At 45.0% G+C, this 25,742-nt stretch carries 27 protein-coding genes and 1 riboswitch; of the genes, 20 read left to right on the forward strand and 7 right to left on the reverse strand.

The genetic code is table 11. The features are described 5' to 3' along the window. Window positions 1-231: 231 nt before the first annotated feature. Complete coding sequence (locus tag CHX35_RS10530; protein ID WP_091837284.1) at window positions 232-1,068, reverse strand: alpha/beta hydrolase family protein; 837 nt, start codon at window positions 1,066-1,068, stop codon at window positions 232-234. Window positions 1,069-1,303: 235 nt separating this feature from the next. Next, window positions 1,304-1,487, forward strand: a riboswitch (cobalamin riboswitch). Between the two features lie 122 nt (window positions 1,488-1,609). Here CHX35_RS10530 and CHX35_RS10535 point away from each other — a divergent pair. The 10 genes from CHX35_RS10535 (at window position 1,610) to CHX35_RS10580 (ending at window position 10,592) form a co-directional block, all read left to right on the forward strand. Continuing rightward, on the forward strand, window positions 1,610-2,557 hold the full coding sequence (locus CHX35_RS10535; RefSeq protein ID WP_176392025.1) for an ABC transporter substrate-binding protein: 948 nt from the start codon (window positions 1,610-1,612) through the stop codon (window positions 2,555-2,557). After that, window positions 2,554-3,594, forward strand: coding sequence for a FecCD family ABC transporter permease (locus CHX35_RS10540; protein WP_091837287.1), 1,041 nt, complete (start codon window positions 2,554-2,556; stop codon window positions 3,592-3,594). Before CHX35_RS10535 ends, CHX35_RS10540 begins: the two co-directional genes overlap by 4 nt. A 13-nt stretch (window positions 3,595-3,607) precedes the next feature. Beyond that, entirely contained in the window at window positions 3,608-4,429 is an 822-nt protein-coding gene (locus tag CHX35_RS10545; protein WP_091837289.1) for a heme ABC transporter ATP-binding protein, read from the forward strand. A 32-nt stretch (window positions 4,430-4,461) separates the two neighbouring features. Next, window positions 4,462-5,019 (forward strand): cob(I)yrinic acid a,c-diamide adenosyltransferase, encoded by a 558-nt coding sequence (locus tag CHX35_RS10550; protein ID WP_091837291.1) that lies wholly within the window; start codon window positions 4,462-4,464, stop codon window positions 5,017-5,019. Window positions 5,020-5,096: 77 nt separating this feature from the next. After that, window positions 5,097-5,453, forward strand: coding sequence for an arsenate reductase family protein (locus CHX35_RS10555; RefSeq protein ID WP_091837292.1), 357 nt, complete (start codon window positions 5,097-5,099; stop codon window positions 5,451-5,453). A gap of 210 nt (window positions 5,454-5,663) precedes the next feature. Continuing rightward, window positions 5,664-6,662 (forward strand): beta-propeller fold lactonase family protein, encoded by a 999-nt coding sequence (locus CHX35_RS10560; protein WP_091837294.1) that lies wholly within the window; start codon window positions 5,664-5,666, stop codon window positions 6,660-6,662. Between the two features lie 658 nt (window positions 6,663-7,320). Next, window positions 7,321-8,214, forward strand: coding sequence for a sulfite exporter TauE/SafE family protein (locus tag CHX35_RS10565; protein ID WP_091837295.1), 894 nt, complete (start codon window positions 7,321-7,323; stop codon window positions 8,212-8,214). Between the two features lie 238 nt (window positions 8,215-8,452). Further along, a complete protein-coding gene (locus CHX35_RS10570; RefSeq protein WP_091837297.1) occupies window positions 8,453-8,944 on the forward strand; it encodes a hypothetical protein in 492 nt (163 codons plus the stop codon). Between the two features lie 748 nt (window positions 8,945-9,692). Next, window positions 9,693-9,968, forward strand: a complete 276-nt coding sequence (locus CHX35_RS10575; protein ID WP_091837299.1) for a hypothetical protein — start codon at window positions 9,693-9,695, stop codon at window positions 9,966-9,968. A 138-nt stretch (window positions 9,969-10,106) separates the two neighbouring features. Further along, complete coding sequence (locus CHX35_RS10580) at window positions 10,107-10,592, forward strand: hypothetical protein (RefSeq protein ID WP_091837300.1); 486 nt, start codon at window positions 10,107-10,109, stop codon at window positions 10,590-10,592. Between the two features lie 125 nt (window positions 10,593-10,717). Here the strand turns inward: CHX35_RS10580 and CHX35_RS10585 are convergent, their stop codons facing one another. After that, on the reverse strand, window positions 10,718-11,290 hold the full coding sequence (locus CHX35_RS10585) for a class I SAM-dependent methyltransferase (protein WP_091837302.1): 573 nt from the start codon (window positions 11,288-11,290) through the stop codon (window positions 10,718-10,720). Between the two features lie 238 nt (window positions 11,291-11,528). On the opposite strand from CHX35_RS10585, the gene CHX35_RS10590 reads away from it, so the two are divergent. Next, on the forward strand, window positions 11,529-12,197 hold the full coding sequence (locus tag CHX35_RS10590) for an SOS response-associated peptidase (RefSeq protein ID WP_091837303.1): 669 nt from the start codon (window positions 11,529-11,531) through the stop codon (window positions 12,195-12,197). A gap of 147 nt (window positions 12,198-12,344) precedes the next feature. Here CHX35_RS10590 and CHX35_RS10595 read toward each other — a convergent pair whose 3' ends face one another. Further along, a complete protein-coding gene (locus CHX35_RS10595) occupies window positions 12,345-13,961 on the reverse strand; it encodes a bifunctional metallophosphatase/5'-nucleotidase (protein WP_091837305.1) in 1,617 nt (538 codons plus the stop codon). Window positions 13,962-14,366: 405 nt separating this feature from the next. Here CHX35_RS10595 and CHX35_RS10600 point away from each other — a divergent pair, with 405 nt between their 5' ends. The 7 genes from CHX35_RS10600 (at window position 14,367) to CHX35_RS10630 (ending at window position 19,711) form a co-directional block, all read left to right on the forward strand. After that, window positions 14,367-14,906: a peroxiredoxin gene (locus CHX35_RS10600; protein ID WP_091837307.1), complete on the forward strand. Its 540-nt coding sequence runs from the start codon at window positions 14,367-14,369 to the stop codon at window positions 14,904-14,906. A 116-nt stretch (window positions 14,907-15,022) separates the two neighbouring features. Next, window positions 15,023-15,475, forward strand: a complete 453-nt coding sequence (locus CHX35_RS10605) for a redoxin domain-containing protein (protein WP_091837309.1) — start codon at window positions 15,023-15,025, stop codon at window positions 15,473-15,475. 13 nt (window positions 15,476-15,488) lie between these two features. Next, entirely contained in the window at window positions 15,489-15,875 is a 387-nt protein-coding gene (gene gcvH / locus CHX35_RS10610) for a glycine cleavage system protein GcvH (protein ID WP_176392026.1), read from the forward strand. 235 nt (window positions 15,876-16,110) lie between these two features. Further along, window positions 16,111-16,926 carry a DUF1259 domain-containing protein gene (locus CHX35_RS10615; protein ID WP_091837313.1) on the forward strand — a complete coding sequence of 272 codons (816 nt, stop codon included), beginning with the start codon at window positions 16,111-16,113 and terminating at the stop codon, window positions 16,924-16,926. Window positions 16,927-17,174: 248 nt separating this feature from the next. Then, complete coding sequence (locus CHX35_RS10620) at window positions 17,175-18,005, forward strand: DUF1259 domain-containing protein (protein ID WP_091837314.1); 831 nt, start codon at window positions 17,175-17,177, stop codon at window positions 18,003-18,005. Between the two features lie 208 nt (window positions 18,006-18,213). Beyond that, entirely contained in the window at window positions 18,214-19,044 is an 831-nt protein-coding gene (locus CHX35_RS10625; protein ID WP_176392027.1) for a DUF1259 domain-containing protein, read from the forward strand. A gap of 250 nt (window positions 19,045-19,294) precedes the next feature. Beyond that, complete coding sequence (locus CHX35_RS10630) at window positions 19,295-19,711, forward strand: hypothetical protein (protein WP_091837317.1); 417 nt, start codon at window positions 19,295-19,297, stop codon at window positions 19,709-19,711. A gap of 63 nt (window positions 19,712-19,774) precedes the next feature. On the opposite strand, the gene CHX35_RS10635 is transcribed toward CHX35_RS10630, so the two are convergent. Next, the gene (locus CHX35_RS10635) at window positions 19,775-20,641 is read right to left on the reverse strand and encodes a GNAT family N-acetyltransferase (RefSeq protein ID WP_091837319.1); all 867 of its coding nucleotides are present in this window, start codon (window positions 20,639-20,641) and stop codon (window positions 19,775-19,777) included. Between the two features lie 145 nt (window positions 20,642-20,786). Between CHX35_RS10635 and CHX35_RS10640 the strand changes: the two genes are divergently transcribed. Then, on the forward strand, window positions 20,787-21,716 hold the full coding sequence (locus CHX35_RS10640) for a ketopantoate reductase family protein (RefSeq protein WP_091837321.1): 930 nt from the start codon (window positions 20,787-20,789) through the stop codon (window positions 21,714-21,716). 132 nt (window positions 21,717-21,848) lie between these two features. Here CHX35_RS10640 and CHX35_RS10645 read toward each other — a convergent pair whose 3' ends face one another. Both CHX35_RS10645 and udk read right to left on the reverse strand, forming a co-directional pair. Continuing rightward, window positions 21,849-23,015, reverse strand: a complete 1,167-nt coding sequence (locus tag CHX35_RS10645) for an iron-containing alcohol dehydrogenase (protein WP_091837323.1) — start codon at window positions 23,013-23,015, stop codon at window positions 21,849-21,851. Window positions 23,016-23,358: 343 nt separating this feature from the next. Beyond that, on the reverse strand, window positions 23,359-23,976 hold the full coding sequence (gene udk / locus CHX35_RS10650) for a uridine kinase (RefSeq protein ID WP_091837324.1): 618 nt from the start codon (window positions 23,974-23,976) through the stop codon (window positions 23,359-23,361). 254 nt (window positions 23,977-24,230) lie between these two features. Between udk and pfkB the strand changes: the two genes are divergently transcribed. Next, window positions 24,231-25,169, forward strand: a complete 939-nt coding sequence (gene pfkB / locus CHX35_RS10655; RefSeq protein WP_091837326.1) for a 1-phosphofructokinase — start codon at window positions 24,231-24,233, stop codon at window positions 25,167-25,169. A 135-nt stretch (window positions 25,170-25,304) separates the two neighbouring features. Here pfkB and CHX35_RS10660 read toward each other — a convergent pair whose 3' ends face one another. Continuing rightward, the gene (locus CHX35_RS10660) at window positions 25,305-25,733 is read right to left on the reverse strand and encodes an NUDIX hydrolase (RefSeq protein WP_091837328.1); all 429 of its coding nucleotides are present in this window, start codon (window positions 25,731-25,733) and stop codon (window positions 25,305-25,307) included. Window positions 25,734-25,742 lie beyond the last annotated feature (9 nt).

The raw sequence follows: 25,742 nt of genomic DNA on the forward strand, positions 1-25,742 counted from the left end.
AGTGAAAAATCCAATATTAGTGATTTTAATGATTGACATGTATTTTTAATTCGATTATGATGAGATTACCAAATGAAAAGCATCCATTGTCCCTTGGTTGAACCAAGAGACACCTTGCTGAAAATCGTGTATTACTAAGAATCGTAAACCCTTCCTTTATTCGATAAACGAGTTAGACCCCCTTGAGACAAAAAGACCGACCCTTGGGTCGGTCTTTTTGTCTCTAAAATTTTACCTAAAATTATTTCGAAAGAACTGCAACGTCTTTTCCAAGGCTTCTCTTAAATAAGGATTTTCTTCCTGAAAAGGATGGACAGCGCCAAAGGTATGATCCGCTCCAGGGATGGTATGTAAAGTGGCATGGTCTGAAGCGCTGTTCAATTGTTGGGCGGCTTCCATTGGGACAGAGGTATCCTGTTCACCGTGGACGATCAAAAGGGGTTTGTGGTAGTGGGACAAGCGGTCGGGGATGTTGAATCGCTCTTTATTCGCCTCAAGATCTTGGAAAAAAGTGAGATCGATTGGCATCTGTTGTTTCGTGCGCGCGTTGGGAATATAGGCGCGTCCGTTCTCCCGGAGTGCTTGTTTAAATGGTTCGGGCAAGTAGTCTGGATGAGCGATACTGTTCCACAAGGCAACGGCCTGAATGCGGGGTTCGTCAAAGGCGAACAGTAGGCTGCTGGCCCCGCCACGACTGTGACCGATGATTCCCATTTGCTTCGTATCCATTTTGGAAGCGAGGGGATTTTCTTTCCCTACAATCCATTCCATTACGTGACGGAGATCTTCTTGTTCATGGCTAAAGGTGTTCTGCGCAAATTTCTCCAGTTCGCCAAAGGTCGTGGAATCTTCCCCGACCCCATTCAATGAAAAGTTGAAACTAACCACAGCAAAGCCGGCGTTGGCTAGGGTTTCTGCTACATGGGGGAAAAATCCCCAATCTTTAAACCCTTTGAAGCCATGACAGAGGATGAGTGTGGTGTGGGTGCCTTCGGTTGAAGGGGTGCGGATGTCACCGCGAATGACACGATCGTTTTCTAGGTTTAGCTGAAAAGGTTGATGCTCCATGATCGTCCTCCTTTGAAAGGGTGGTGTTCTTTTCGAGTCTATGTTTTATATCCCCGAATGATTGCCAATTGACACACCTTCTCTTCTAATTCTATGACGATTGACATCATTTTCAAGGGATTGTTTATCCAGGAGAGTTGATTTTTCGCAGAGACCTAATTGGATAGTGATTCGAACGAAGGAATTGGTTTGCCTAATTGAACCTTTTCTGACAATCCGATATAATGAGACGACAAGTTCATACAAATGGAAGGGTCTTTGCCTTCGTGCAAAGTGAAAAGGGAAACCGGTGCAAATCCGGTGCGGTCCCGCCACTGTATATGGGTAGCGACACCATAAAAGCCACTGTCGAAAGACGGGAAGGCGTGGTGAAGTGATGATCCATAAGCCAGGAGACCTGCCTTTCCATGCGATTCTTGCTAACCCTTCGCGGAGAGGGAGGCCAGGAGGACGGCTTGAACGTTAGAAGCTGTTTTAGTCCTGCTCTTACCTCTTTGGGGTAATTTTTTTTATGTTGATGAGGAGAGAGGATGAATCGGTGATGATGCAACGACGTTGGTGGATGGGTTTACTTGTTCTAATGATGGTATTTGCAGCAGGTTGTGGAGCTGCTTCCGATGCGACAACGGGTCATGAAGATCATAAAGCGCATGAAGAAGCGGCAGATTTTCCTGTCAAGGTGAAGGACGATACAGGGAAAACCGTAACGATAAAGAAACAGCCCAAGCGCATTGTTTCCTTAATTCCCAGTATGACCGAAACGATCTTTGCAGTGGGGCAAGGGGATAAAGTGGTTGGCGTAACGGCGAACGATGACTATCCGGCGGAAGTTAAAAAGCTTCCAAAGGTAGGAGATATGAATATCAACGCCGAGAAAGTACTCTCGCTAAAACCCGATCTGGTGCTTGCTTCTCCAATGGTGAAACAAGAAACACTCGACAAATTGCGAAAGTTAGGACTGACGGTAATTGCTTATGAGCCGACCAACCTTGAAGGGATTTACAAACAAATTGAGGATGTAGGCAAAGCAACAGGAGCCGAAGCAAAAGCAAACCATGTTGTCGATGAGATGAAAAAGGATGAAGCATTGGCGAAGGAAGTGGCAGCGAAGGTACCCGCCAAGAAGAAAGTAAAAGTGTGGATTGAGGTTTCGCCCGACTTATATACGACGGGACAAGGGACCTATATGGATGAGATGGTTACCCTAGCGGGTGGCGAAAATGTTGCCCATGATCAGAAGAGCTGGGTTCAACTTTCTGCAGAAAAAGTGGTGAAATATAACCCCGATGTCATTCTGTATACCTATGGGGGAAAGGCATCACAAATTTCTGATCGCAAGAGCTGGAAAAGTGTTGCAGCCGTGAAGGATCATCGCATTCAAGGGCTGGATAGCAACACGACGAGTCGGCCAGGCCCACGTGTGACCGAAGCGCTTCTTGATATTTCGAAGACGCTCTATCCTGATACCTATGCAAAAGTAGCAAAATGAATCGAGAAAACTGGGCGGGTCGGCTGATGGGCTGGTCCGCCTTTTGGTTGCTATTGTTGTTACTATCCATGGCAGCCTCTGTCTCAGTAGGTAGTGCGGACATACGCTTTGCAGATGTATGGCAGGTGATCATGGCTCATCTTCTGGGCAAGGATGGAGCGATTGATGCAGCAACCGATGCGATCATTTGGCAACTGCGATTTCCCCGGGTGTTGTTGGGAGCGTTGGTGGGAGCTGCTTTAGCTGGAGCGGGTGCGGTGTTTCAGGGATTATTAAAGAATCCGCTGGCGGATCCATTTATCCTAGGGGTATCCTCAGGATCGGCACTTGGAGCGGCGATTGCAGTTTTTACCGGATGGGGTGTTGCTCTTTTAGGGGGCTGGAATGTACCGGTGTGGGCGTTTCTCTTTGGTTGTGTGGCGCTCTTTTTTGTATTGCAGCTTTCTCGTTTAGGTGGCCAGGTGCGAACGGATACACTCATTCTCTCGGGGGTGGTCGTACAGGCTTTCTTTGGAGCAATGCTTACCTATGTGATTGCAATGGCTTCCCCTGTAGAAATTCAGCGTATTCAGTATTGGTTGATGGGGAGTATTGCGCTACGTGAATGGTCGGAAGCGATGGTGATGGCTCCCTTTTTAATCGTGGGGATGGTGACGTGTTGGTTGATGAGCCGTTCACTCAATCTCTTTGCCCTAGGTGAACGATCAGCAGGACATTTAGGTGTCTCGGTGCAACAGACCCGTTTGATATTACTGGTTGCTTCTACCTTGATGACAGCGGCAGCGGTCTCGGTTTCAGGGACGATTGGGTTTGTGGGATTGATCATTCCCCATATTTTAAGAATGCTGACGGGTCCGGATCATCGCATCCTATTACCCGTGTCTTCACTGGCAGGAGCCGTATTCATCGTGTGGGCTGACACCTTAGCGCGTACGGTACTGGATCCCCGTGAACTGCCCATTGGGGTGATTACGGCTTTGATCGGAGGGCCGTTCTTTGCCTGGCAACTCCGGCGATATACCATGGGGCGCAAGTAAGGAGGGATGACCCCTGTTAGAAGCGAAAGCATTAAAAAAGGGATACCAGGGACATGGCGTTCTCCATGGTGTGGATCTTTCGATTCATCGCGGGGAAATTGTCGGTTTATTGGGGCCCAATGGGAGTGGGAAGACAACGCTGTTACGCCTCCTTTGTGGTGAAGAACTTCCAGATAGCGGAGGAGTGGAGCTAGAAGGACGGGATCTTAAACAGTGGTCTTCCCGGGAACGTGCGAAGAAAATGGCGGTTCTTCCCCAAGAAGGGCTGCCGTCGGTTCCCTTTACGGTTGAAGAAGTCATTATGATGGGGAGGCACCCTCATCAAGGAATCTGGCCCTGGGCAGGAGATGGGGATCAGAAGACAGTGGAACGGGTGATGACGGACACCCAAGTCATGCAGGATCGAGATCGTCCCATCCGCCTCCTTTCCGGTGGAGAGCGACAACGTGTGGCGATTGCGAAAGCGATGGCTCAGGAGCCCGCGTTATTGTTTTTGGATGAACCGACGACCTACTTGGATATTGCCCATCAATTAGCGGTGTTGGATCAGATTAAAAGATGGCAACAAACGTGTGGGTTAGCGGTTTTGGTTGTATTTCATGATCTGAACCTGGCTGCGCAGTATTGTGATCGCCTTGCGATAATGAAGGAGGGGGTGATTTGCCATCGGGGAACTCCTACTGAAATTATCGAAGAATCAGTGATTCAAGAGGTGTATGGGGTAAAGCCACTTATCATTCGTCACCCAGAAACCCATGTCCCTCAGGTACTGTTGCAATCGGGAAAAATTTTGGAACCTACACGCACGTCCAATGTGATGTCGCGACATGGATAGCGATATATTGGATCAGAAGGAGGGAATGCAAGATGAAAATTTATACACGAACAGGTGATCAGGGTCAGACTGGGGTGGTAGGTGGACGGGTAAACAAGGACGATATCCGTGTGGAAGCTTATGGTACCACCGATGAAGTCAACGCCTTTGTCAGTGAGGCAATTGTACGGATGGACCCTGAAAAACATGGCGATATGATTCAGGATTTGACCGAAATTCAACATGAACTGTTTGATGCTGGGGGAGATCTTGCCCAGGCAGGAAAGAAACGTCAGTATAAAGTTACGGCAGAAATGGTGACTCGCTTAGAGGAATGGATTGATCGTTATGATGAAGAGGCGCCTGCAATTCAGCGCTTTATCTTGCCTGGGGGCAGTGCGATCTCCTCGGCACTTCATGTCTGTCGTGTGGTGACCCGACGCGCCGAACGGTTGACAGTCACGTTAACAAGAGAACAAGAAACCAATGATGAAGTACGGAAGTATTTGAACCGTCTGTCAGATTTCTTCTTTGCCATTGCGCGTGCGGCAAATGCACGCGAGGGAGTCGCTGATACGGAGTATAAGCGGGGCGGGCAAGTGTTCCGCTAATCGACTCGTTTCCCCTTTCGTCCACGGATAGGGGTTGGGTATACTGGGAGTAACCGACACGAGGAGGACACCCTACCATGCGAACCATGTACTTATACCCAGCCTGTGGAACCTGTAAAAAGGCGCAGAAGTACCTCAAGGAAAATAACATCTCCTTTGCGGAGAAACATATTGTCAATGAACCTCCTTCAAAGGATGAGTTGCAGGCGCTGGTTGAAAAAAGCGATTTACCCATACAGAAATTTTTCAATACCAGTGGAAAGAAGTATCGTGAGCTCCATTTAAAAGAGAAATTAAAGGACATGGAAGAAGAGGAGAAGCTGGCTCTTCTTGCTTCGGATGGCATGTTGATCAAGCGTCCGATTGTGACCGATGGCAATCGAGTAACGGTTGGCTTCAAAGAAGAAACCTTTGCGGATACCTGGGTGAAGTGACCAAGTTGCACCATAAGGATGGATGAGGAGGTGAAATGCCTTCCTATCCATCCTTTTTTGTCTGGAAATCGAGTCGTCTATCGCAGACTCATTGACTGGGTGTATTCTACGATAGGTTCAAGGAACGCCGCTATAAAATCCGCAGTTGCTTCAAGCGCTTTACCATCCCGATGCATTTATTAATAGAAAGGGTTCTTCAGATGGGATGGGATGAAAATTAAACGACCATTTATTAGAAAGATTCGCCCCCTGGCTTATGTTGGCAACCACGATGCGAGTACGATATCGGTTATTAGTATCCGATTTAATCGGGTGATCACAACCTTTTCCTCTGGAGGAGAACAGCCCCTTGGGGTTACGGTTGCAAGGGTTCTGAGAAGAGGCGTTTTCCTTTATGTAGCCAATGCATCGACTAACAATGTCGCTGTTTTTAACATCCAGAACAATCGGCAAGTCGCATCGATCCCCACAGGTGAAAATCCTGTTTATGTGGCGATTGGAAGAGTTCCTGGAGTCGGTATCCGAGGCTTTGTTACGAATTTTGAGTCCAGTAGTGTCACAGTGTTTGATCCTTTGACCAATAACGTCATTGGCCCGCCCATTCCAGTCGGTAAGGGTCCAGAAGGAATCGCCTTAAATCCGACAGGGACGAAAGCATTTGTACCAAACCTATCCGATGGTACCGTATCGGTTATCAATACGCGTCGACGAGAAGTAGCGGATACGATCCAAGTCGGTGAACAACCTGTCCTATTAGCCATTTGTTCGATTCCTTCCCAGAGAGCACCCCAAGCCTATGTTGCTAATTTCGGTAGCAACAGTGTGACACAGATCAATACCCGAACGAATGCGACAGTGGGGAGGCCAATTCCCGTCGGAAGAGGGCCCATCGGTGTCACATGTTTACCCAATGGAGAAAGGGTTTATGTAGCCAATGGGGGCAGTTTATCTGGCAACCAAGATGAAAGTAATCACACGGTCTCAGTTGTGAGTACGCGTTTGCGTAGAGTCGTGAAGACCATCACCGTCGGGGAAAATCCAGAAGCGTTGGCAGCGACGTGTGATGGTCGGTGGGTGTACGTACCCAATCGAGTAAGCAATACCGTATCCGTTATCGCAACCAGAAACAATCGGGTTGTTAAAACCATCCCAGTAGGAAAGGGACCGCGGGGAGTCGCGATCACCCCTTACTGTAGTGTGAGGAAGTAGGGGAAAATAGATTCTCATAACGCCATCGGTTACATTCTTGTTGAGCACAACAGAAAGTGATGGGTATTAGCTAGGTTAAATAATTGCTAGAAGCTATCGATGCTTCGGCAAATTTGATGTGCTAGATGACATTGAAGTGTAGCAACCCGGTTAAGGAAACAGAGCGGTAAGAAAAGGCTGGATACAAAGGCAGCTCACCTGTGTATCCAGCCTTAACATTCGATTTTGCAACTCAAAAAACCAAGAGTGCTGGTTTTATCAAGAAGTTGGATGGTGGAGGGCGTGTGGTAGCATAAAGGACTTGTCATTGACGAGGATGTAACTACACTGTCCCTCTCATTGCTTAGGAGAGCAGGGACAGAACATTGATCATGGGCAACAAAGTCTCTTGTATTAATTTCAGAATATTCAGTTTATTAAACGGTACTCAGGGTAAAGAAAGACTAATCTTATTTTAAAGGAGGGATGAATATGCCAGGGATTCAGCAAACACAGCAATCCAATCTTTTGTGGATTTTGGTGTTGATCTTGCTTACGTCTGGAGGAAGCAGTGCAGATTAATCACCACTTAGCAGCTCAATGCTCGTAGCTTCATTAAATTGGCGGGGTTCTTCCCCGCCAATTTTAACTACTCTCAAAAAAATGGAGGTTAATCACGATGAAAAGAATAATTACCTTTATCATTGTTGGGTTTTTATCCCAATTCATTGATGGTTCACTCGGTATGTCATCGGGATTGTCAGCTACATCGATTATGCTTGCGCTCGGGATTGCTCCCGCGATAGCATCGGCTTCTATGCACATGGCGGAACTTGTAACCACCACCGCTTCTGGGGTATCGCATTACCGCTTTGGCAATATTGATTATGGGCTCGTCAAAAAGCTAATAATACCCGGTGCGATTGGTGCATTTGTTGGAGCGACGCTATTAAGTCGTCTTCCAGGGGAATTAGTAAAACCCTATATTGCTGGAGCGTTGTTGCTTGTTGGTTTCTATGTTTTGTTTAACTTTATTTTTGATAAGAACATGTTAATACCGAAACTACAAAAAGCAACGAAAAAGATAAAAGCACCGCGTCGCGCCTTTATCTACCCATTAGCACTTTGTGCCGGCTTTTTAGATTCCATTGGTGGGGGCGGTTGGGGGCCGCTGAATACACCAATTTTGCTAGGAAGAAGTAAGTTAAAACCGCGAAAGATCGTTGGTTCAGTCGATGCGAGTGAGCCGATTATTGCCCTTTCAGCAACCATTGGATTTATGTTCTCATTAGGGTTGAGTGAGATCAATTGGACTTTGGCGGGGTGTTTAGCGTTAGGGGGGTTATTTGCCGCTCCCATTGCTGCATGGTTGATCAAAGTAATGCCTTCCTCCATATTGGGTGTTCTTGTTGGTGGAATATTGGTGTTATCCAGCGCTAAAACATTAATTACATCCTTAAATACAGTGATTCCGTCATCTCTCCATGATGCAATTTATGCTTCCATCATTACCTTATGGATGTTTAGTGTTGTAGTGGTTGCTTGGATTAAAAAAGTTCTTTCTGTAAAATAGATTGAATATTCAGTTTATTAAACGATGCAAGGAGGGTATAAGGTGGTGAACATGAATTTTCAATGATTGAAAAGGAGGAGGTTATGAAGTCTGTTGACTTTATTTCACCGCAAATCGATGGTGTTTGGATTAGGGTATTCATGTTGTTGATGCCGAGTTCTCGAGTTATTCAAGGAAAAACTTAATGGGACAAGCTCCTGGCTGGGTTAATCAAAGTGACTAAGGAGGCGAAGTGGGAATGAGTGCAGAAAGTTCACCGACGTTTCAAACACTAAAGAATCTGGATAATCAAGCATTAAGCGAATTAGCATCCTATATCATGCATTTCTTAAATGAAAACGGTAAAGCAGGCGAGGGAGAGAGTACAGGGGATATCACTCACACAACCTTAGAAAAAGGAAGTCACACTAGTGAGTACGGCAAAACCTTAGCAACATCCTCTGTGGCAGCGGAAGCGGAACAAGGTGATGGTCCTGCGGCTGCAAGTGCCAGTAGCTCAGCGGTTGGGGAGGAGATGAGTACTTCAACGAGTTCTGTATCTGTGGTTGTTGGACCGCATGGAGCTGCAGCAGCATGTGATATTGCCGTCGTGGCAGTCGGACCCTATGGTGCATCGGCGGCGAGTGAGGTGGGGGTGGTCTCTGTTGGACCACACGGTGCTGCTGCAAGTAGTAATGCTGCGAATTCAAATCGTGTGGCCATCGATAGAGAGGACCATAAGGACGAATAGAAAGACGCTTCTTAACGAGTGTAAAGCAATCGTACAACACTCGATCCATCAACATAGAATCGGATCAGGATAAGAGGATGTAAGGAAGGATGAGAAGGGTTCGCCAGGATTAAGAAGGAGGTTGTCAAAGGGAGCTACCCATTATGGGGGCTCTCTTTATTTGCGTATTGATTTCATAAAAATCAACCATGCATTGCAGGCCATGGAGTGGATGATTTTATTTTCGTTTGTTTATTTTCCCATGATTTTTAATTTCTGAACAGGCAAATAAACACAAACGATGATAGCATGGATTTATTTTCCAGAAGATAAGAATACCGCGAATACGTCGCATTCTTATCCTATAATTAGGGAGTTTTACGCTTAATTAACAGAATATTAAGTTTATTGTTTTTTGATAAGGGTAAAAAATAGTTAACTACCCACTATTCATGTCCTTATTCAGTTTGCTGGGGAGAAAAGATCATTTCATCTTTAAAGGATCTAACTTTAGCGACGGTTTTATTACCAGTTGCTCGTTAGTATTGCGATGACCTAGTTAATCGATCAATCCCCGCTACACTGGCATATGTGCTCACTTACCTATACGTTATTTTTAGCATGCTCATAGAAGGAAAGTGTGTTAAGAATAACGCCGGTTTTCATCCCTACAGTTCAAAAATAAGGTGGGCGAAATAGTCGGCTGTAGGTTGGTACTAGTGGATACGAAAAACATATGATTAAAAAAATATAGTAGGAGGTGATTTGAGTGAAAGATATCATGACAAACTTACCGATTTTTGATGGGAGTAAAGAAGCCATCATATGGTTTGAAAAAAAATATGAGCGTTACTTTATACTGAAATATACAGGTAAGATTGGCGGTCATATCGTTTATGTTTGCCACTTAATCAATGATAAAAAAAGGTATAATCAAGGGTTGAAAAAATTGCATGATGTTGGGATTGTAAATGGCTTAGAACTTGCAACAAGTTATTTTATTCTTCTCATTTGGGAGGATGGGGAAGTGGATATGCTTTATTAGGGAGTTTCGTCCTCTTATAGAAGATGGTCTGAGAAACCTTCGTTAAAGTGGGATAAGGTAAAAACCTATTTTTCACACCCCTTAATCAGGAATCCATATACTGAGTTTGGAGCTATAAATAATCAGGGGGGTGGCATAATGGGGTCATGTTGTGATGATGTTAAGACAAGACCGATTCGTGTAATCATGGCACCAAAACCATTTCAGGTGTTATATTTTCCTAGGATTGATCCTGTGAACACCACAGCTAGAATGACAGGAAGTATTACGGGGACAAGCGGATCGGGTAAAGGAAATTGTAGGATTTTTGTAGGAAATCAAATTATCATTTCACTTCGAAACCCTGTCAGAGTGGCATTTTACACCAATCCTTCAGATGTCAACGAAATTTATATTGATGCACCAGCGATCTATCATTTAAATAATCGTACACGTCCAGTGACAGCCGCTTTTCGTATCCCTCATATTTCGCATCCTGGGAAACGATTATCCGCTGTTACCAAAATACAAAACTCCATTTGGCGATTAAAGATATCGGATAGAGAGTCGGGAGTCAGAATGTTTGATGCAATCGCGACTCCGGGTCAGCCCTCCGTGACAGTGGGGACCGTCAACTTACTCTAATCATTGATTCATCATCACGGAGTTGGTGCTTGAAAAAGAAGGTTTAATAGGTTGAAGGAATGAATGTGTTGTAAATATAGTTGCCGCTAGCTCCTATATAAAGGGGTTAGCGGCTTAATTATGTCTTAAGGTACGTGTATGGGATCTTTGCAGATGTAAACAAATGCAGGAAGCAGGTTACGAATCACCCACCGGATCTCCACATGACGAAAGCGTTTATTTAAGAGTGGCTTCATTTGAAGGGAATATTGATAGGCAGTAAAGACTCCTGAAGGAGCTAAGCTACTGCAGATTTGATCTAATATCGCGTTACGTACGGTAATAGAAAAATTGGTAAAGGGAAGTGAGGACAGGATGGCATCGGCATGAGAAAGTCCATGTGTAGTAAGCGTATTTTTAATTTCTGTCGCATCCAATACATGATGAAGAGTAGGATGGTTTTGATGCAAGAGGGAATGAAGAATGGGATCCTTTTCAAAAATGAAGGCCTTTGCTTGTGAGTGAAGCTTGGATTCTAAAGCCTGTGTGATCACTCCAGTACCTGCCCCAAGCTCTACAAGGGTATCTACTTGACCCCAAGCAATCGGATCCAACAGGGCCTTTACTAGATATTTAGAACTGGGTGTTACACTACCAATTTGACGAGGTGATCGAAAAAACCGCATAAAAAACGCTTTGCGGTATGTCAATGTACTCATAAAGTTACCCCCGAGAATCACTTATTTACTTTAGTATAAGAGAGTTTTGTTGATGAAATCGGGGGCAAATACTTAATATTTGTTTAAGGATATGGAAGGTAGGTAATTAATGAGTTCCATCTATCCCTATACTTTCCTGAAAAAAGGAAAAGACGAAGGGATTCCAGAAGGGATCAAGATAGAAATATAAGCGGTAATGGGGGCAGAATCACGGAACGATGGAAGGTGGAGAAAGCACATGTGTGGGCGTTTTACTCTGACTGCGGGTTTAAGGGAGATTGTGGAGCGCTTTCAAGTGGAGGAACATGAAAATCAGGCGCACCTTCCCCGATACAATATTGCTCCTACCCAGGAAGTCCCTGTGATTCTTATGGCAGAGGGTCAAAGGAAGTTGACATCCATGCGGTGGGGATTAATTCCTCGCTGGGCAAAGGATCCTTCCATTGGCAACCGGTTAATTAATGCGAGAAGTGAATCCTTGACACAAAAGCCCGCTTTTCGCCGATCCTTTCAACGCTATCGATGTTTGGTTCCAGCGGATAGTTTTTATGAATGGAAAAGGGTTGATGGAGGAAAACAGCCCATACGAATCATGCTTGCTAATGAGGAGTTATTTGCCTTTGCAGGACTGTGGGATCGTTGGGACAATGAGCGTGGGGAAAGCTATCAATCCTTTACGATTATCACCACAAGGGCAAATGAGAAGGTAAAAGAGGTTCATGAACGAATGCCTGTCATCCTTCATTTAGCAGAAGAAGCAGCTTGGTTGGACCCTGATTGGGGGGACCCAGAGCTACTCAGCCCCTTTTTGGAACCCTATGAAGCAGAAGCGATGACACTCTATCCCGTATCAAAGGCTGTTAACACGCCAAAAAACGACCAGGTTGACTTAATTCGTCCATTATAGAGGGATGTCGCCTCGATCGCCTATTCTTTGAGTAAGGATTCATTGATAGGATGAGAGGATGTTCCTAGTATTTAAAAGAAAGAGACTCGCAATGTTGATGAATAATAAAAGCCGAGTGGATATCCACTCGGCTTTTATTATTCATCATTAGTTTCCTACTTTTTGAATACGACCGTCAATCTTAGCAGAGAAAGGTTGAGGGAGCTGTTTAATATACTCGATCAATGCATCCAGGTCGACGGGTCCCATTACTTTATCCGTCGCTTCATTAAAGACGGTAAACCCATCGCCTCCCCCAGCAAGGAAAGCATTGGCGGTAGCCGTTAGGGTTTGATCTTCCGTGATCGGTGTACCGTCTGCTTTTTTCAGATCGGTTACACGATCCTCGGCTGGGCGAGAGGGATCATATTGATAGGTAAATCCAGAAATCTGTAGGATTTTAGGAGCCGATGCGTGATCGCCTGCCCATTGTTGGTTCAGCAATTGTTTTAATTGCTTCCCTGTGAATTTCATCGTGATTAATTCGTTGTTGAAGGGCTGGATCGTATAAAGATCGCCCCAGGTTACTTTTCCTTTTGGCATATCCGAACGAATTCCGCCAGGATTCATCAGGGCGATATCCGTTTGCATTTTCCAACGTTGTGCATCTGAAACGAGGTTACCTAATTGGGATTCACCTGAAGCATTTGCTGTCCGGGTAAATTCGTCTGCGGACTGGCCAATTTCTTTGTTCACGATGGGTTCTACTTTGTCTTGATATTTTTTAATGAGTGCAGCAACCTCAGGATCAGGTGTTACACCTTCATGATAGGTGTTGACCACTTCGGCTTTTTTCTTCACAATGTCACGCGTCCGACGATCCAAGGTGAGGTCAACATCGGAGAAGGAAGTGCCATAGCAATTGGCTTGTACGATCAATTTGTTATCAATCGTGGTATTTAAGTTGCTATGACTATGTCCTGCCATGATCACATCGACATCATCGTTGACAGACTTGGCAATTTCGCTAATCCGTCCATTGATTTCACCGGTTTTTTCATCTTGAAATCCGCCTTCATGGGCGAGAACGACAAAGGAATGGATCCCTCTGCGCTTTAACTTCTTCACTTCACGGTTAATCGATTTGGCTTCATCGAGGAACTTTACACCTTTGACTCCAGCAGGTGTAACCACTTTCGGAGCATCTTTGGTGACAACGCCAATGAATGCGACGGGTACGCCTTTGATGCGCTTGACGACATGACGACGCAATAGAGGCTTGCCATTTTTCTCTTTGACCACGTTCGCAGCAATATATGGGAAGTTAGCACCCGCAAAATCCCCCGTTGCATCGTGGTGCCCCCCCTTGATGAGACGGAGCATTTCCTTATAACCCTCATCAAACTCATGGTTACCAAGGGTTCCTACATCAAATCCAACCGTATTGAGGAACTCGATGGTTGGTTCATCTTGCATCAATGCTGATACGGGTGGGCTGGCACCGACCATATCTCCGGAATGTACCAACAAGGTGTTCGGGTTTTGCTTCTCCCGTTCATGGAGGTAGGCAGCTAGATAGTCAGCACGACCTACTTCCTTTCCATCCACTTTACGAGTGACATCCAATTGTCCATGAAAATCGTTGACACCGAGAAGCTGTACATCAACTTGACGATGCTTATGAACCTTTCCATGCTCAGTATTAGCGTAAGCTACAGGCGCTGCTACAGCGATGCACAAAAGGGCACCGAGGGAAGCGCGTACCCATTTCCCGCGTTTGCTCATGCCTTAGTCTCCTTTTCCCTTAATTCTCTAGATGAATAAATGCGACTACTTCACAGCTATTAACCATTTGACATAAGGAGTGGAAATTCCTCTCCTGAGAGGAAAAAATTCAAATGGCAATATTTTTCTTTTTAGTAAGTTAATAAGATAAATGAGTAAAGGAACAGAGCGGTGGGTAATGAGGTCAAAAAGAATGGATGGTGACGGAATGAGCAAAACATTGAGAACAATTCCTAATTGATAAAGAGTCCAATCTTGTATTGACTTTGATTTGAAACATGTTATTTTAGTAAGTGCGTAGAAACAAATTGTGAATTGAATCGGGTGAGTTTATACTGGATCTTGTCCGGGAAATTACATAAGCGGATTATTTATATCTGCGATATTTAAGGAGGAAATGAACAAATGGCATCCCGTTTAGTAGGGCTTCCAGCCCCTCATTTTGAAATGAAAAGCACCAAGAACTTGGAGACCTTGGCAGAGAAAGTTTCCCTTTCTGACTACGAAGGTCAATGGTTAGTTCTTTTCTTCTATCCAAAGGATTTTACGTTTGTTTGTCCCACTGAAATTACTGCGCTTTCGGATCGTTACGCAGATTTTGCAGATAACGATTGTGAGATCATTGGGGTAAGTACTGACACCGAATTCGTACACCGTGCATGGATTAACACCCCTCGGGATGAAAATGGTCTCGGTCATCTAAACTATCCATTGGCTGCTGATCCGACTCATCGCGTTAGCCGTGATTATGGCGTATTAAATGAAGATGAAGGTGTGGCTCTCCGCGGTCTCTTCATCATCGATCCAGAAGGTACGGTTCGCTACCAAGTGGTCACCGATGATAATGTGGGTCGCAGTGTGGACGAGACTCTGCGTGTCCTACAAGCGCTTCAAACGGGTGGACTTTGTGGTGCTGATTGGAAGCCGGGCCAAAGCAATCTGTAATTCATTGGAGTGAAAAGGGAGAGGGCCTAACGTTGTCGTTAGGCCCTCTCCGTAAAAGTGAATAAAAGTTCACTTAATTGGATATTTTTTTGTTGTGAAGAAGGAGGTTGAACACGATGGCTTTACGATTACGGTCAGATTTGCCAGAGCTCAAAGGAGCGACGGAGTGGATTAATGGTGAGGTTCATCAGGAGAGTTTGGCTGGGAACCCCGTGCTCATCCATTTTTGGTCGGTAAGCTGTGGTTTATGTAAGACAAGCATGCCTGATGTATTAAAGATCCGAGATGATTATAAGGATAAGGGATTGCAAGTGATTGGAATCCATATGCCTCGATCGGAGAAAGATACCAATGTTGACCTCGTCAAGGAAACGATTGAAAAGCATGAGATGACTCATCCACAGGCGGTCGATAATCAACATGCGATTGTCGATGCTTTTGAAAATGAGTTCGTTCCTGCTTTCTTCCTCTATGACGAAGAAGGTAAGCTACGTCACCGTTCTGCTGGTGAAAAAGCGCTATCTATGATGAAAAAGCCCTTGGAACGTGTCCTAGGGACTACCGAGTAGTGGAGGGAATCTGATGAATCTACCAAAGGAATTTCGCTACAGTGATGAACACGAGTGGGTTAAGCAAGAAGGTGGCAATAAGGTGAGGATTGGGATTACCGACTTTGCGCAATCAGAGCTAGGGGATATCGTATTCGTAGAGCTACCTGAGGTAGGCGACGAGTTGGAAGCTAATTCTCCTTTTGGTAGCGTTGAATCGGTGAAAACCGTTTCTGAACTCTATGCACCTGTCAGCGGGAAAGTTGTAGAGATCAATGAAGACCTTGAGGATTCACCAGAGAATGTAAATACCGCTCCTTATGAAGGGGGTTGGATGGTCGTTGTTGAAATGACAGACGACGCTGGCCTCGAGAAGTTGATGGATGCGGATAAGTACCAAGCGATGGTCTCTGAAGATTAAAAGTGGTTGCTCTAAAGTGGGTAAATAAAAAATGACGTTCCTCTACTTATGTGGGGCGTCATTTTTTATTTGTGATGAGCGTTTCAAGGTCTAGTATGAGTCAAATGCAATCGTTGTATTGAGTGATGTGTAATCAATGAACATTCGTTTTTGGATATAGATCGAACAGAATGTCCAAGCGCTTTTCTAGTTGGATCCATATGCTATTCTATCAAACTAGGAAAGAAGGGGTCCTATGGGAGGAGTATCCGTCCCTTGTCAACAACTTGCGACTATATTAAAAGGGCGTGTTTCCACAATTGTAACGCCGGGAACCTGTACAGTAACCAATATCCGTACCTTTAAGATGACGATACGGGGTCGCCCCACTACCGATGGTCTCAATAACATTTTTTACATGCAAAATAATAATCTCAATATGGGTTTTCTCTCGTTACTTCCTCGGGAAGTGACAAGAACCGTCAATCAATTGCTGCAACAAGGGATTACCGTGACAGGAATCAACCCGTTTTCGATATTTGCTCGTCCGAATATCATTACGGTGTATTTTCAATCAGTAGAACCTGCCATTCGGTTTGCTGGGAAAATGAGAAGGGTGCTCAATACGTTAACGAATTTAGCGCCCGATCTTCCACAACCACCACCCACCCCTGCGTTTCGGCGGTTGTGCGAAGAGTTTAGTCGAATAATAGGTGGTAATCAAGTTACAGATATTATTGGGTCTTCTTGTGAAGTGTTGATTCTACGGGACTTGGTATTCCGTGTCATGGGAAAACTTGCAACCAACCCAGGAGTACGCTTCCTTAATTTTTCCTTTGATCAATTGGATGCTCAAGGAAGGTCTCTTTGTATTGGTGAAGTTGCCCTGTTACGAAGGGAAGTCACCCCCTATCTCAAGCAGATAAGTAATCAGCCTGGGGTTACTATCTCACCGTTAGTGAGCCCCAAATTTACGATCCCTGCTCTCGTGATTTTAAAGTATAGCGCAGTTGAGAATCCACTTACCTTTGCCAGAACTTCACGGGAAGCAATTTCTGTATTATCTCGATGAATTCGGATCTCAGTTAGCGAATGGATAGGGTGGAAAAGTATCAAGATAGGTTTTATTCAAAAAAATACAAAAACGACAACCCTATTTTTAGGGAGCGTCGTTTTTTTTTGTGAGTTATTCAGCGTAATTAACCATCTTCCTTTAGTAAGCGTCTTCGCCTTTTTAGGTCCATACTTTCATAGTGCGTCCACTCCTTTTTTCTATTCTTTTCATATACTAATCTATCACGCTAGGAAAGAAGGGATCCTATGGGAGGGACTTCGATTTTATGTCAGCGTCTTGCTACCATATTAAAGGGGAAGGTTTCTGCGATTGTTACACCAGGAACTTGTGCGGTAACCAATATCCGTACTTTTAAAATGACCGTACAAGGTCGCCCCACCACAGACGGTCTGAATAACATTTTTTTCATGCAAAAAACCAATGTGCCCAATCAAACACTCAACTTGGGTTTCTTAGCGTTACTTCCAGGGGAAGTAACCAGGGCAGTCAATGGGCTCATTCAACAAGGAATTACCGTGTCAGGAATTGCCCCTTTTATCTTTAGAGCTCGTCCCAATATGATTAATGTCTTCTTTCAATCCCTAGAGCCTCCGATTCAGTTCGCTAGAAAAATGAGGCGAGTGTTGAACACGCTCCCCAATCTAGCTCCCGATCTCCCAGAACCCCCACCTACGCCTGCCTTTCGGCGCTTATGTGATCAATTTAGTCGGATAATAGGTGGGAATCAAGTTACTGAAATTATTGGCACCTCTTGTGAATTGGTTCGTCTACGAAATTTGAACGCCATTGTTATGGGACAACGAGCAACGTCTCCAATTGTACGCTTTCTTAACTTTTCCTTTGATCAATTGGACTCCCAAGGAAGAGCATTGTGCATAGGTACCGTGACGCTGTTGCGAAGAGAAGTTAATCCTTATCTCAATCAGCTAAGAAATCAGCCTGGAATTACTATCTCACCATTAGTGAGCCGCTTCTTTTCGAATCCGGACCTTGTTTATTTGACTTACGATGCCGTGGAACGACCCCTTACCTTTGCTCGAATTTCTCGGCAGGCGATCTCTGTATTATCGGTGTGATACGAGATCTTAAATGGTTGTTTGAAATCACTAAAAACGACAACCCTTATGGGAGTGTCGTTTTTTAGATCGAGGTTGTCATTGTTCGTTGTATCGATGATCCATAGAGTACGACCCTTCCCTTTTTAGATATCCTGTCATCAATGTCCATTCCCTTTTTCCGACCGGTTCATATGCTAATTGATCACACATGGAAAGAGGGGGTCATATGGGAGGGGTATCGGTTTCCTGTCAACAACTAGCTACCCTACTGAAGGGACGAGTTTCTTCTCTTGATACACCTGGAACCTGTACAGTGACCAATATTCGTACCTTTAAAATGACGGTACGGGGTCGCCCCACCACAGATGGACTCAATAATATTTTCTTTATGCAAAAAACCCAGGACCCAAATCAAACCTTAAATATGGGCTTTCTCGCATTGCTCCCAAGGGAAGTGACGCGTGTAACCAATGCCCTGATCCAACAGGGGATTACCGTGCCTGGGATTGCTCCCTTCACTTTTTTTGCGCATCCTAATATTATTAATCTTTCCTTTCAATCAATCGAACCTTCCATCCAGTTCGCAAGGAAAATGAGAAGGGTGTTAAAAACGTTAACGAATTTAGCTCCAGACATGCCAGAACCTCCACCTACTCCGGCGTTTCGTGCCCTTTGTAATCAATTTAGTCGCATCATTGGTGGTCCAAATCGGATGGACATTATTGGGTCCTCTTGTGAAGTAGTCCGTCTACGAAATCTGAATGTGACGGTTATGGGACAACGTGCAACCAATCCGATTGTGCGCTTCCTTAATTTTTCCTTTGATCAACTGGATGCTCAAGGAAAATCCCTTTGCATTGGGGCTGTGACGCTATTGCAAAGAGAAGTGACTCCTTTTCTTAAGCAGTTACAGAACCAACCCGGGATCACTCTTACGCCATTAGTGAGCCGTTACTTTACCAATCCCAATCTCACTTATTTGACGTATGTAGCCATTGAACGACCGCTTACGTTTGCTCGAATTTCTCGGCAAGCGATCTCTGTATTATCAAGATGAAGTCAATCAATAATGAGAGGAATCGAAAAAAAAGGCGGCTAACTAACAAAGCAGCATAATGGTCTAAAAATTATTACTATAAGCGTATATGTCGAATTACGTCTTATTTTCTCCTTTGAGGTCGTGGATTCGTCATTTTTCGTAGTTGGAAATAGGTTTTCGATTATTGGGAATGTGGTAAAATATCGTTAACAAACGGTGAAGGATCCCTTTATTTACTGAACATTTCGACCTAAGGAGGCGGGGGGACATGGGTTTTTGTTGCGGAGCTACGATGGTCGGTGCAGTGGGTACATTACGACAGGGTTCGACATTGGTGCATAATGCTCCCCTGCTTTATTGTCCGGTTTGTCATCAAGTACAGGTTCATTATTCCGCGCAGGAAGAATTTGACCTGATGATGGAATATGCTCAGAGTGATGGTACTCAGCATGTAAACTTAAAGGAATACATTGATGAACACATGATTGCTGAGTGGAAAGAATCGTGTACAAGTTTTCAACAGGGACAATCTGAATCGATCCTACGTGAGCAGATTGATATGGCTCTTGACTTGATGGGAGTTGCTAAACAAATAGAGGATCATGAATGGGAAAAGGCACTCAAAGGTCGTTTGCAAGTGTTGGGGGAACGCTTCAATCAATTGCAAAAACAGGCTAACTGTTAACAAATAAGAGGGTAGTGGTTCGATCCAATAGGATCCCCACTCCCCTCTTTTTGCTAATCCCTTTTAACCGGAAGGAACTAGGCGTTCCATGGCCAATTGTTCGAAGGTATGTTCGAATCCTAGATCTTTCAGCAAAGGGAGGACCGGATGATTGGCTGGAATATTAAGAGCCGCACGAGAATGATTTCCTGGTTGGAGCAGGGGATAGAGAGTGGCTAGGAGAATACGTTCTGGATCCGGGTGAGTCGGATGGACGGCTGTTTGCAGTAGATTCATAGACGTCCGCTTTCCCCGTTCATCAAGGGTCATGCGATAAAGTGAATAACCAACGGGTTGATTTTCTTCATCCTCAACAATCCAAGCTTCAGTATGGATTCCATTCATCCATTGGCATTGCCAAGGCGATTCATGTTGGTAAAAGGAAAGAGATCCGATCTCTTGCCGAGTAGCGCATCGAAGGGGATCGTTAGGGAGGGGGATAGGGGCCTGAATATCAGGATGGCGCAAGACGTGTAGACGCCCGATTTCTTTATACCCTAAACCCTGATAAAGGCGAATTGCTGGTTCGTTTTCGGAGAGAACTTCCAAAAAGGCACGTTGAATACCTTGTTTTGCATAGGTGTTGATCACTTCTTCCATCAGAAGTTGACCAACCCCTTGATTGCGATAGCGAGGAACGATGCCAGTTCCCCCATTCCATGCGATGGATTCACCTTGATGAATTCGTGTACCGTTATAGACGAAACCGATGGGTTGATTCTCCTCCCATGCAATGACAGAAAGGGTTGGTGAAAGATTTTCCTCAGCATAACGTTGTACATAGCGAATTGGATCGGTGGTCATAGTGAGTGGATAGCCATGGAATCCTTCATTCCAAAGAGTTGTCCCGGCATCGAGTGTCAGTTGAGTTGCTGAAGAAAAATGAAGCAATGGGTCACGCCTCCCTAAAACCTTTATTTCTGAATGGATTCGCTGAGAAGGATAGTTTTTCCTTCTCTTTGATAGAAAACCATTTAACTGAGTGTTATGAAGAATCGATTGGTCTCAATGACGGGAATATTAAGGAGGAATTGCTTTGCGAATATTGGTATTGGGTGCGGGTGCTGTCGGCGGTTATTTTGGAGGTCGTCTTCATGAAGCGGGACAAGATGTAACGTTCCTTGTCCGTCCCGGGCGTAAAAAACAAATGGATGAACAGGGGCTCGTGATACATAGTACCCATGGCGATTATCAGGCAAAAGTGAAGACCATATCAGCTGGAGAGCAAGCAGAGCCATTTGACGTGGTGTTGTTAAGCGTGAAGGCGTATCACTTAGAGCAATCCCTTATTGACCTTGCGCCTTATGTTGGCAAGAATACGATGGTGATTCCGCTGTTAAATGGCGTGACTCATCTAGCGAAGTTGGATGAAGCCTTTGGGGAAGAAAAGGTGATCGGGGGTCTATGCTTTATTGAAACCACCCTGAATGAAAAGGGAGAGATTGAACAATATAGCGAACAACATGACATCGTTTTTGGAGAACGAGATGGTCAACGATCCGAGCGGGTAGAAAGGTTTAAGCGTGCCTTTGATCAAGCAAAAGCGACTGGATCACGAAGTGAAAAGATCAAGGTCTCGATGTGGCAAAAGTATCTTTTTATCGCTGTTTTCAGTGGTATCACCTCCTTGATGGGAGAAAGTATTGGACCGATTAGAGAAGCGCCTGGAGGAAGAGAGACCATTCGCGAGCTGGTTAGAGAGGTTGCGCTTATTGCTTATAACCAGGAGCCTGAATTGAACGAGGGTGTGGCTGAGATCACATTTTCCATCCTGGATCATTTGGATGCTTCGATGAAAGCATCCATGTTACGTGATATTGAAAAGTACGGGGAAGTGGAGGCTGACCATTTGCATGGATCTCTTTTGAAAATGGCACCGGAAGGAGTAAGTCTTCCGCGTTTAACGATGGTCTATGCTTTTTTAAAGGTGTACGAAGGAAAGAGAAAGCAAGATCAAGGTCGATAATCAAGAAGAATGATTCGTTGTGAATCGATGCAAAGTGGTTATTGGAAAGGATGGACGATTCCGATAGCCACTTTTTTTGCGTGAATAAATAAAAAAACCTGCGCCAGTTTGGCGCAGGGAAACGGGTGACCGTTATAAGGCTGCTTGTAAAATCGCACGGACGTCATCTTTTGATAACTTCTGGAAGCGACCAAATTCTTTTTCAGAGAGTAAGGCTTTTTCAACCATGAGATCCAGTTTGGCATCATCAATGTCATAGTCCGCAAGGCGAGAAGGGGCACCGATAGAAGACCAGAATTCCCGGAGACGATCGACACCTTCAAGGCCCACTTCCCGATCACTCTTGCCAGCAGGGTCAACACCAAAGACGCGTACGGCTAATTTGGCGGCGCGAGATGGATCAGCATCAATCGTATAGCGAATCCAATGGGGGAAGAGGATCGCCAATCCACCTCCATGAGGGATGTCATATACAGCGGAAACGGCGTGTTCAATACGGTGTGTACTCCAGTCCCCTAACATTCCCATCGAGAGAGTGCCATTGAGTGCCATAGTACCTGCATAGAGAAGGGTTTCACGTAGTTCGTAGTTCTCTAAATCCTTCACCATATGAGGGGCGGTTTCGATGACGGTGTTTAAAATGGATTCACAGAAGCGATCCAACATAGGGGTGTTTGGAGAGTGAGTGAAATACTGCTCCAGTACATGGGACATCATATCCACAATGCCATAAATGGTTTGGTTCAATGGGACCGTAAAGGTATTAACGGGGTCCAGGATCGAAAATAGCGGATAAGTTACAGGTAGTCCCCAACCTACTTTTTCTTGCGTGTCCCAGTTGGTAATGACCGAACCCGCGTTCATTTCGGAACCTGTTGCAGCGAGTGTGAGCACGGTGCCGAATGGAAGGGCTTTATCGGTAGTCGCTTTTCGGGTGATAATTTCCCAGATATCGCCTTCGTAGCGTGCGCCAACAGCAATCGCTTTGGTGCAATCAATTACACTACCGCCACCTACTGCGAGAATAAAGTCAATTTCTTCTTTGCGACACAGGTCAGCCCCTCGTTTTACCGTGGTTAAACGGGGATTCGGTTCTACACCTGCAAGTTCAAAGACCTCCCGATCCATTTCTTTTAGGATAGAGAGTATTTGCTCATAAAGACCACTGCGCTTAATACTTCCACCGCCATAAACGATCAGAATTCGTTTTGCATGGGAAGGGATTTCTTCTTTTAATTTCTCGAGGGTTCCTTTCCCGAATACCAGACGGGTAGGGTTATGATAAGTAAAGGTATCCAAGCATTTCACCTTCTTAATAGATTAATGGGGTGTTAGGGAGGCCATTGCTAAACCCTTTCTCTAGCATACCGTAGGCAGTATGACTTGGCGAGGAACATCCATGGGGAATATAGGGGATGGGAGACTATACAGATGAGTTATCGCTAATTTTTGCAGTGTAACGCCCTATTTATTTCGATACTTGAAATTTACGCCTTGCGTTACTTATGGACATGCCCTGTCCAATGATTGCCTTAGCGCTTATATTATGATCGCTTTTCCCTTTCATATACCTTATGAATGTAGCCTGAAAAAGAGTATAGCACCCCTCGCCAATGAAGGTGAGGGGTGCTATACTCAGGACTTACGATGAGACGATGGTTTGAATTTGATTAACGAGGAGGTTGATCGCCACTTGATTGTAGCCTCCCTCAGGAATGATAAGGTCCGCATACCTTTTGCTTGTTTCAATGAATTGAAGGTGCATCGGACGAACCACCGTGAGGTATTGTTCCATAACAGAATCTAGGCTTCGACCACGGGTTTTTATGTCCCGTTCCAAACGACGTAGAATGCGAACATCCGCGTCCGTATCGACAAAAACTTTAATGTCCATCTGATTGCGAAGTCGTTCATCTTCAAGTATGAGAATCCCTTCTAGGATAATCACATCTTTGGGGGTAATCGTTACGCTCTCAGATGCCCGTGTGTGAAGAGCAAAATCATAGACCGGTTTTTGAATGGCCTCCTGTTGCTGAAGCTTTATCAAATGATCGATCAGCAGATCATTATCAAAGGCGAGAGGATGGTCATAATTTGTTTTTACTCGTTCTTCCATGGGGAGGTGGCTTTGATCCTTATAATAGGAATCTTGCTCGATTAAAGCCACAGAATCGGAGAACCGTTCACAAATGTTGCGTGCGACTGTTGTCTTTCCAGAGCCGCTACCGCCGGCAACGCCGATGATAATGGGTGCTTTCATATAATATGATTCCTTTCAGTCTCTCCACTGGGATAAGGAGTTTCTGGGTTTCCTGTCCTAGGTAAATCCAGATCCGTTCGAATCGTCGCTTCATAGAGGACAAACCTTTGCTGATAATAGCAAGTTCAGCGGTTTTTTTCAAGGTTTAACGAACAGAACATACTGGTAAAGGATCGATTTCGTTGGTATAGAAAGGTTTTCTTGCTGAAAACTGAGGAATCAACAGAGGGAACGAAAGAGAAGGAGGTTCTCAAATGAGCAAAATCCTTACAGTCACATTAAACCCAGCGATGGATAAAACCTTAGTGTTACCGCAATTTCATGAAGGTGAAGTCAATCGCGTACAGAAGGTGATGACAACCCCAGCAGGTAAAGGAATCAATGTGGCTCGAGCGTTGACAAAATGGGGAGAAGATGTCCAAGCCTCGGGTTGGATGGGGAATTCTTGGCAGGGTGATGCTTTTCTTTCTCAACTCAGTGAATGGAAGATACCTCAACAATTTCTTAAGGTATCAGGGGACGTACGTACGAATACAAAACTAATTAACAGCGGGTCTGATGTCGTCACTGATATTAACGAACCTGGATTTACAGTACAGGTGGACGATGTGAACCGGTTACTAGTCCAATGGGACAAATGGTTGGAGGAGTGTGACCAAGTGGTTCTCTCGGGTAGTTTACCCATGGGAGCTCCGAGTGATTTATATCGCAGGATGATTAAGTTGGCGAAGAATCGTGGGAAAATAGTTGTGCTAGACGCGGATGGTTTGGCATTCCAAGAAGGAATAAAAGCGCTCCCTTATTTAATCAAGCCAAACCGTGAAGAATTACAGGCTTTCTTACATCGTGAATTACATACGGATTTGGATTATATCGAGGCAGGTAGGGAGCTGCTCACACGTGGAATCGAAGCAGTGGTGATTTCGATGGGAGCAGAAGGTGCGTGGTTTTTTCAAGGGAAAGAGATCTTTCATGTGTCACCACCCCCTGTTCAGGCAATGAACCCAGTTGGTGCAGGGGATGGAATGGTGGCAGGAATAATAAAAGGAATTTTCCGTGGGTGGTCCTTCGAGAAAACGGCGTGCTTTGCTACAGCGGCAGGAGCACAGGCGGCAACGATCGCTGGAACGGGATACGGTGAGGAAGATGTGATTCAAGCGCTGATAGCAGGCGTTCAAGTACGAAAAATATAGGATCTGCGAAGGGGAATCCTCCCCAATTTCATAGGGGAGGATGATGTGAGCGTTGCCCAGTACCCGTGCGTATTGAGGTGTTAAAAGTAGTTTTTTCACATGGGAATGCAACCCTTTTTAAAGATGACGAGCCTGTTATCTTTCACCTTCATATAAGTAGGGAGCCGGTAGCTGCTGACGAAGGAGTGCTTCGACGGATGGGAGGTAGGGCATCCGTTCAGAGGCAATCGATGTTTCTACCCATTCGATTGCGAGGATTTCATCAGGACGAGTAAGGGTTTCTTTGCCTCCGATAATGGAGCCGTGAAAGGTGATGAATAGGAGATGTTCCTTCTTTTCCGGAAGGATCTTCTCGTTTATTGCTAAAATTCCTGTTGGTTTAATGATATAACCAGTCTCTTCTTCTACTTCGCGAATGGCTCCTTGTTGAAGGGTTTCAGAAGATTCAACTCCACCACCAGGTAGGCTGTAGTCAAAGGAATCGCCTCGTCGGTTTTTAACCATGAGAATGTGGCCGGTCTCGGGGTGTTGTATCAGGGTATACACAACATGAATGATTTTCATTCAAGAACC

Source organism: Marininema halotolerans (genome assembly GCF_900116235.1).
Classification (GTDB): Bacteria; Bacillota; Bacilli; order Thermoactinomycetales; family DSM-45169; genus Marininema; species Marininema halotolerans.